The following is a 6,589-nucleotide window of genomic DNA, read 5'->3' on the forward strand; positions in this document are numbered from 1 at the left end:
CGATGGGCGCTTCTTTGTGGAAACGTCCAAAGGACGCCAATTTCTCACCAAAACCATCTTCATCGCGGCGGGCGTTGGCGCCTTCCAGCCGCGCTTGTTGAAAGTCGATGGCCTGGACAAGTTTGAGGGTTCCCAGCTCTTCTACCGGGTCAAGAACCCGGCCGATTTCGCGGGCAAGAACATGGTCATCGTCGGTGGCGGCGATTCGGCCCTCGACTGGGCGCTGAACTTCGTGGCGGAAGGCCCGAACAAGGCCGAAAGCGTGATCCTGATCCACCGCCGCGACGGCTTCAAGGCCGCGCCGGCCAACGTGGCCAAAATGCGCGAGCTGTGCGAACAGCTGGAAATGCAATTCATCGTCGGTCAGATCACCGGCATGGAAGAAAAAGACGGTCGGCTCACCGGCGCCAAAGTCACCGGGGCCGATGGTGTCACCCGCGTGGTGCCACTGGACGTGTTGCTGGTGTTCTTTGGGCTTTCACCCAAGCTGGGCCCCATTGCCCAGTGGGGTCTGGAGATCGAGCGCAAACAATTGGTGGTGGACACGGAGAAGTTTTCCACCAGCGTTCCCGGCATTTTTGCGGTGGGCGACATCAACACCTACCCCGGCAAGAAAAAGCTCATTCTCTCGGGCTTCCACGAATGTGCGCTGGCCGCCTTTGGCGCCATGCCCATCATCTTCCCCGAGAAAAAGGTGTTTCTGCAATACACCACCACCAGCCCCAAACTGCACAAGGTGCTGGGTGTGGAAAGCCCGGTCTTTGACTGAGCGCTGACGCCGATCAAAACCAGCCCTCTGCGGAGGGCTTTTTTGCGCCTACAATTCCGTGTGCTCGCAAGAGCGCATCCGCTAGGGGTGTTGCGGCCAAGGCCGCGACTGAGAAAGTCCCTTTGAACCTGATTGAGGTAATCCTCGCGCAGGGAAGCAAACCGGGCCGTCGCCGCTCTCATGGCGCGCCTTTGGCGCCCAGCCACCGGCCCTTTGGTTTTGCCAGCTGCGTTGTCTTGTCCAGACACCATGCACGGCACACCGCACAGCAGAATCCATCCCGTCGTTTTTTTGACCCGCGAGCGCCTGGGTCGTGTTTCCGGCGCAGCCGCGCAAGCGACGGCCTGCGGCCTGGTGCTGGCGAGCGTCCCGGGTTCAGCGCCGATGGCGCTGCATGCTCATGGGCGCATGCCCATGGTTCAAAGGCCCTTGGCCGGCGCCGGTGAGCACATCGACCCCGGTTTCAATCGCCTTGCGCGTATAGGCATGCGCTCGGCGCACCGCCTCGTCCAAGGCCAGCCCCTGGGCCAAAAATCCTGCCACAGCGGCCGACAGGGTGCAGCCCGTGCCGTGCAGGTTGCGGCTGTGGATGCGCGGCCCACTCAAACGCAGCCACTCTTCTGTGCCAGTGCCTGCTTGGGCCAGAACATCCACCAGCTCAGCCCCCGCGAGATGCCCGCCCTTGAGCAGAACGGCGGGCGCGCCCAGCGCCAGCAGCTCGGTGCAGGCACGCTCCAGATCACCCAGGCCGCGCACCGGGCGCCCCAGCAGCCGCGTGGCCTCGTCGAGGTTGGGTGTGACCAGGGTGACCAGCGGGAACAGCTCGTCGACCAGCGCCGCCACCGTCGCATCTTCCATCAACTGCTCACCGCTGCTGGCCACCATCACCGGATCCAGCACCACATGCCGGAAAGCAAAGCGCTCGATGGTTCTGGCGACCACCCGCACCGTCTCGGCCGAATGCAGCATGCCGATCTTGATGGCGTCCACCCCAATATCCTCGGCCACGGCTTCGATTTGCGCTTGCACGAACGCCGCAGGAACCGGGTGTATGGACCGCACGCCCAAGGTGTTCTGCGCCGTCAGCGCGGTGATGGCGGTCATGCCGTGGCAGCCCAAGGCCGCAAAGGTTTTCAGATCGGCCTGAACGCCGGCACCGCCGCCCGAGTCGGAGCCGGCGATGCTCAAGGCACGCGGGTACTGAAACGGTGGATGGGACGAAGTGCGCATGCCGAAAATTATCCCGCACCTGGCGCCGCCCATGTTGGAGCCTTGTCATGACCGACCGGATACCCACCAAGAGCCCACCGGGCTCTATCTCTGGCACCGCTGCCCAAGTACCCGTGTTGATCCTGGGCGCCGGGCTGATGGGCCGTTTGCTTGCCGTGGTGCTGGCCCAGGCGGGCCACCGGGTGCGCGTGGTGGAAGCCACCGATGCCCAGGGCACAGGTTCGGCCGCCCGGGTGGCGGCGGCCATGCTCGCGCCTTTGGCCGAATCGGCGATCACCGAGCCCTGCGTCGTGGCGATGGGCCGGCACGCCTTGCTGCGTTGGCCAGAGTTGCTCAGCCGCCTGCCAGAACCCGCGTTTTTCCAGCGCGCAGGCACGCTGGTGTTGTGGCACCGCCAGGACGAAGCGCAACTGCACCGCTTCGGCTCCCAAATGGCCAACGCGGCACGCGCCCTGCCCTCGCTGCCGCGACCGCAGCCGCAAGACAGTGCCGGTGTGGCGGCGTTGGAACCGGCGCTGGCGGCTCGGTTCAACCAAGGTCTTTTCCTGCCCGAAGAAGGCCAGCTGGAGAGTCGGCAGTTGTTGCGCATCCTGATGGAAACGCTGCCCAGCCTGGGCGTCTCGGTGCAATGGAACACCGCGTACACACTGGCACAAGCCCGGGCCGAACAAGAGCACCAAGGCGGCTGGGTGCTGGACTGCCGTGGGCTGGGCGCGCAGCCGGACTGGTCTCGCTTGCGCGGCGTGCGGGGCGAGGTGTTGCGCTTGCACGCGCCCGACGTGCACCTGAACCGCCCCATCCGTTTGCTGCACCCCCGGTATCCGATCTACATCGCACCCAAGCCCGACCACGTGTACGTGGTCGGGGCCACCGAAATCGAGTCCAGCGACAGCTCGCCGGCCAGCGTGCGCTCCACGCTCGAACTCTTGAGCGCAGCCTATGCGGTGCACCCCGGATTTGGCGAGGCGCGCATCCTGGAGATCGGCACCCACAACCGCCCCACCTTGCCCGACAACCTGCCCAGCGTGCGCCAGATTGCACCACAAGTGCTGCAAATCAACGGTTTGTACCGCCATGGATTTCTGGTCGCACCGGCCATGCTGGACGTGGTGTGCGAATGGATGCAGCACGGCCGTTCGCAACTGGCCCAGGCGCTGGGCGTGCCTTTCGCCGAACCATCTTTGTCCACTCTCCACTGACATGCAAATCCTCGTCAACCAAAAACCGCTGGAAGTGCCACCCAACTGCACGCTCGCCGATGCCCTGCAACTGGCGCAGGTCGGTGGGCCCTTTGCCACCGCGCTGAATCAGCGCTTTGTGCCCAAGGCGCAGCACATGCACACCGCTTTGCAAGCGAACGACCAGATCGACATCATCGTCCCGATCACCGGCGGATAAACGCCTCAACACCTCTGCAACCATGAACGCCATCGTCCAAGACCCTCTGCTGTTGTACGGCCAAACCTTTTCAAGCCGGCTCATGCTGGGCACAGCCCGCTACCCATCGCCCGAGGTGTTGCACCAGGCGGTGCAAGCCGCACAACCCTGCATGCTCACCGCGTCACTGCGGCGCCAAAGCGCGGGCGACGCCGGTGCGAGTCAGGCTTTCTCATCCTTGTTGCAGCAGATGCAAGTGCCCATGCTGCCCAATACGGCGGGCTGCCACAGCGCGCAGGAAGTCATACACACGGCCGAAATGGCGCGCGAGCTGTACCAGACCGATTGGATCAAACTGGAACTGATTGGGGACGACTACAGCTTGCAGCCCGACACCTTGCAGCTGGCCAGCGCGGCCGAAGCCTTGATTCAGCGGGGCTTCAAGGTGCTGCCTTACAGCACCGACGATCTGGTGTTGTGTCGCCGCCTGGTCGATGTGGGTTGCCAGGCCGTCATGCCCTGGGCCGCCCCCATCGGCACCGGCAAGGGCCCCATCAACCCGTACGCACTGCGCACGCTGCGTGAACGGCTGGACGTGCCCTTGATCGTCGACGCCGGCCTGGGCCTGCCTTCCCACGCCTGCCAGGTGATGGAATGGGGGTTTGATGCGGTGCTGCTCAACACCGCCGTCGCGTTGGCACGCGACCCCGTCAGCATGGCCCAAGCATTCGCGCAAAGTGTGCGGGCGGGACGCCTCGCTTTTCTCGCGGGTGGCATCGCCGCGCAAGACGTGGCGCAGCCCAGCACGCCCTTGCTCGACACGCCTTTCTGGCACCAGACGGTCGAAAGCCAGCGGCCATGAGCGCCGCCCTTGCCCAGATGGAAGCCATAGTGCACGCACACGCGGCCTTGGGCTTGCCATCGCATGCAGACGCCCAGGCCCACCCGGTGGATCACTCCACCTACGCAGTGGCTTTCGCCGCCGCACGCAGGCTGGGGTTCATGGTCGAAGATGCCGAGTGCGTCGCACAGGCATGGAACACCCAAAGTGCGCGAACGGGCGCGTTCCATGCCCTAGACTGGCCCAGTCATCCGCACGATTTTGGGCTGCGCGCACCGCCACCTGGCGAAGCCTTCGTGCCTTGCCCCAAGCTCCGAGGCCTGTATGCGGTCTTGCCCACTGCGGCCTGGGTTGCCCGCATGGCGGCGGCTGGCGTGCGCACCGTGCAGCTGCGTTTCAAATCGCGCGACCCACAAGCCATACGCGCCGAGGTAGAGGCGGCGGTCGCTGCGGTTCAAGGCACCGCTTGCAGCCTGTTCATCAACGACCACTGGGAAGAAGCCATTCGCGCCGGCGCGTATGGCGTACACCTGGGGCAAGAAGATCTGGACAGCGCCAACTTGAACGCGATACGGAAGGCCGGCTTGCGGCTCGGCCTGAGCACACATGGCTACGCCGAAATACAGCGCGCCCACCGCCTCGCACCCAGCTACATCGCCTTGGGCGCGGTCTACCCCACGACACTCAAGCAGATGCCGACCCCTCCCCAAGGAAGCGCCAGGTTGCGCGCCTATGCCCGCTTGCTCCAAGGCACACCGGTGGTGGCGATTGGAGGCATAGACCTGGCGCGCCTGCCCACCATCGCAAACAGCGGCGTGGATGCCTTTGCCGTGGTGCGCGCCATCACCGCCGCAGCCGACCCCGAAGCCGCTGTGCACGAACTCGAACAAGCCTTTGCACGGCACACGGAGCAAAAAAATGACCTGCAGCCAAAAACTGGCGAAAACGGCACTATAATTTGAGGCTGTTCCCTGATAGCTCAGTTGGTAGAGCGACGGACTGTTAATCCGCAGGTCCCTGGTTCGAGTCCAGGTCGGGGAGCCAAGTAAATCAAGAGTCAGCAGGTTAGCGCCTGCTGACTTTTTTGTTTTCTGGAATCGCCTGGTGCCAGTCTGGTGCCAGTTTGACGTTCAATGAATGGCCGTCATCAAAAACCAAGATCCGTTGCATGCGCACCGCAACGAAAGTGCGCCCTGCCCCACCTAGGCGCGGTTCGCCTCAGGCGACGTCACGCCACATCACCAGAGCGCAGAGTCTTGTAAGTCCATGGTCACGCGCCGCATGCGCCGGATGTGGTGCCATCTCACCGCCACGACCACCAGCAAGTCCAGCAACACCGCAACGCTGATCATCTCCACGACTGTGATGGGGAAATGACCTGATGCCCTGAGTGGGGATGCCAGGCTCTCGCCACTACGGATATTCTCGGTGGCGTCCGCAATGGACTGACTTAGCAAACGATTGCCTGCTGCGGTGCGGCTGATATCCAGCGACTTCAGGATCGGGACTCCATTGCCCAGCAAGGTGCCCAAGACTCGACAAAAGCGAGCTACGGCCAGGTTCATCAGGATGCTGCCCAGCACGGGGATTTTCAGTTTCATGCGGTCCGCGAAATCCTTGCCCGCATCGGTACTGAGCCGAACTTTCAGTACGACCAGCAGTGCGAATACGACGATCAAGATCAGCCAGCCGTAGCTTTGCAGCATATTGCTGAATGCCAACAAGCCTTCGGTCAGCTTCGGCATCTCGCCTTTTTGCCGCAAGCGATCGAACATCACATCAAACTTGGGAACAAAAAAGACGAGCAGCGCGGTCAGCACCACCGTGCCCACGGAAAACAGAAACACTGGATAAGCCAGCGCGCTGATGGTGCGGCCTTTGAGGTCTTCTTGCAACTCGGTAAAGATTCCGACGCGGTCCAAGGCATCTTCCAGAAACCCGCCCTCGCTTCCGGCGCGGACCATATTGACCGCCATCTCACTGAACACCCGGGGGTAGCGCGCCATCGCCTGGCCGAGCGGTTCGCCGTCTTCCACACGAGCTCGTATGTCGCCGACGACTTCGCCCAAGACCGAATCAGAGGTTTGATCGCCCAGCACATGCAGCGATCGAATCATCGGCACGCCACTGCGCAACAGAGACGCCAGCTGCGAGTAAAAGACGGCCATCGTTTGGCCACTGACCTTCTTGCGCCGGCCGGTCAGCGAAGCAAGGGCTCCGGCGTTCTGTGCCAAATCATCGACTTTGACCGGAAACAGTGCGCGCTCCGAAAGGATCGCGGCTACCTCTCGCTCGCCGGTCGCTTCCAGCGTCCCCGTTACCTGTTTGCCCGCAAGGTCTCGGGCGGTGTAGGCAAACGTCGGCATTTTTAC

The 6,589-nt window shown here is 63.2% G+C and carries 7 protein-coding genes, 1 tRNA gene and 1 riboswitch; of the genes, 6 read left to right on the forward strand and 2 right to left on the reverse strand.

Features of this window, described 5'->3' with window-relative positions:
* Positions 1 to 769 (forward strand): NAD(P)/FAD-dependent oxidoreductase (locus ABYB95_RS14475; protein ID WP_372659273.1); only part of this gene is annotated, 769 nt, incomplete at its 5' end.
* A gap of 73 nt (positions 770 to 842) precedes the next feature.
* Positions 843 to 941, forward strand: a riboswitch (TPP riboswitch).
* A 203-nt stretch (positions 942 to 1,144) separates the two neighbouring features.
* Here ABYB95_RS14475 and thiD read toward each other — a convergent pair.
* Positions 1,145 to 1,999, reverse strand: a complete 855-nt coding sequence (thiD, locus tag ABYB95_RS14480) for a bifunctional hydroxymethylpyrimidine kinase/phosphomethylpyrimidine kinase (RefSeq protein ID WP_372659274.1) — start codon at positions 1,997 to 1,999, stop codon at positions 1,145 to 1,147.
* A gap of 47 nt (positions 2,000 to 2,046) precedes the next feature.
* On the opposite strand from thiD, the gene ABYB95_RS14485 reads away from it, so the two are divergent.
* The 5 genes from ABYB95_RS14485 (at position 2,047) to ABYB95_RS14505 (ending at position 5,261) form a co-directional block, all read left to right on the forward strand.
* Positions 2,047 to 3,198: an FAD-dependent oxidoreductase gene (locus ABYB95_RS14485; RefSeq protein WP_372659275.1), complete on the forward strand. Its 1,152-nt coding sequence runs from the start codon at positions 2,047 to 2,049 to the stop codon at positions 3,196 to 3,198.
* 1 nt (position 3,199) lies between these two features.
* Positions 3,200 to 3,397 (forward strand): sulfur carrier protein ThiS, encoded by a 198-nt coding sequence (gene thiS, locus ABYB95_RS14490; RefSeq protein ID WP_372659276.1) that lies wholly within the window; start codon positions 3,200 to 3,202, stop codon positions 3,395 to 3,397.
* Between the two features lie 22 nt (positions 3,398 to 3,419).
* Positions 3,420 to 4,238 carry a thiazole synthase gene (locus ABYB95_RS14495; protein WP_372659277.1) on the forward strand — a complete coding sequence of 273 codons (819 nt, stop codon included), beginning with the start codon at positions 3,420 to 3,422 and terminating at the stop codon, positions 4,236 to 4,238.
* The gene (gene thiE, locus ABYB95_RS14500) at positions 4,235 to 5,179 is read left to right on the forward strand and encodes a thiamine phosphate synthase (RefSeq protein ID WP_372659278.1); all 945 of its coding nucleotides are present in this window, start codon (positions 4,235 to 4,237) and stop codon (positions 5,177 to 5,179) included. The genes ABYB95_RS14495 and thiE overlap by 4 nt, the downstream gene beginning before the upstream one ends.
* A 6-nt stretch (positions 5,180 to 5,185) precedes the next feature.
* Positions 5,186 to 5,261 (forward strand) — tRNA-Asn (locus tag ABYB95_RS14505).
* A gap of 194 nt (positions 5,262 to 5,455) precedes the next feature.
* Here the strand turns inward: ABYB95_RS14505 and ABYB95_RS14510 are convergent.
* The coding region (locus ABYB95_RS14510) for a type II secretion system F family protein (RefSeq protein ID WP_372659279.1) at positions 5,456 to 6,589 on the reverse strand (1,134 nt) is incomplete at its 5' end.

The sequence above is a fragment of the Hydrogenophaga sp. genome (assembly GCF_041633695.1).
In the GTDB taxonomy this organism is placed as follows: Bacteria; Pseudomonadota; Gammaproteobacteria; order Burkholderiales; family Burkholderiaceae_C; genus Hydrogenophaga.

Bases quoted from the DNA above. Each gene is read 5' to 3' on its own strand.
- thiD (WP_372659274.1), bottom strand. From the start codon at position 1,999: ATGCGCACTTCGTCCCATCCACCGTTTCAGTACCCGCGTGCCTTGAGC.
- ABYB95_RS14495 (WP_372659277.1), top strand. From the start codon at position 3,420: ATGAACGCCATCGTCCAAGACCCTCTGCTGTTGTACGGCCAAACCTTT.
- ABYB95_RS14485 (WP_372659275.1), top strand. From the start codon at position 2,047: ATGACCGACCGGATACCCACCAAGAGCCCACCGGGCTCTATCTCTGGC.
- thiS (WP_372659276.1), top strand. From the start codon at position 3,200: ATGCAAATCCTCGTCAACCAAAAACCGCTGGAAGTGCCACCCAACTGC.
- thiE (WP_372659278.1), top strand. From the start codon at position 4,235: ATGAGCGCCGCCCTTGCCCAGATGGAAGCCATAGTGCACGCACACGCG.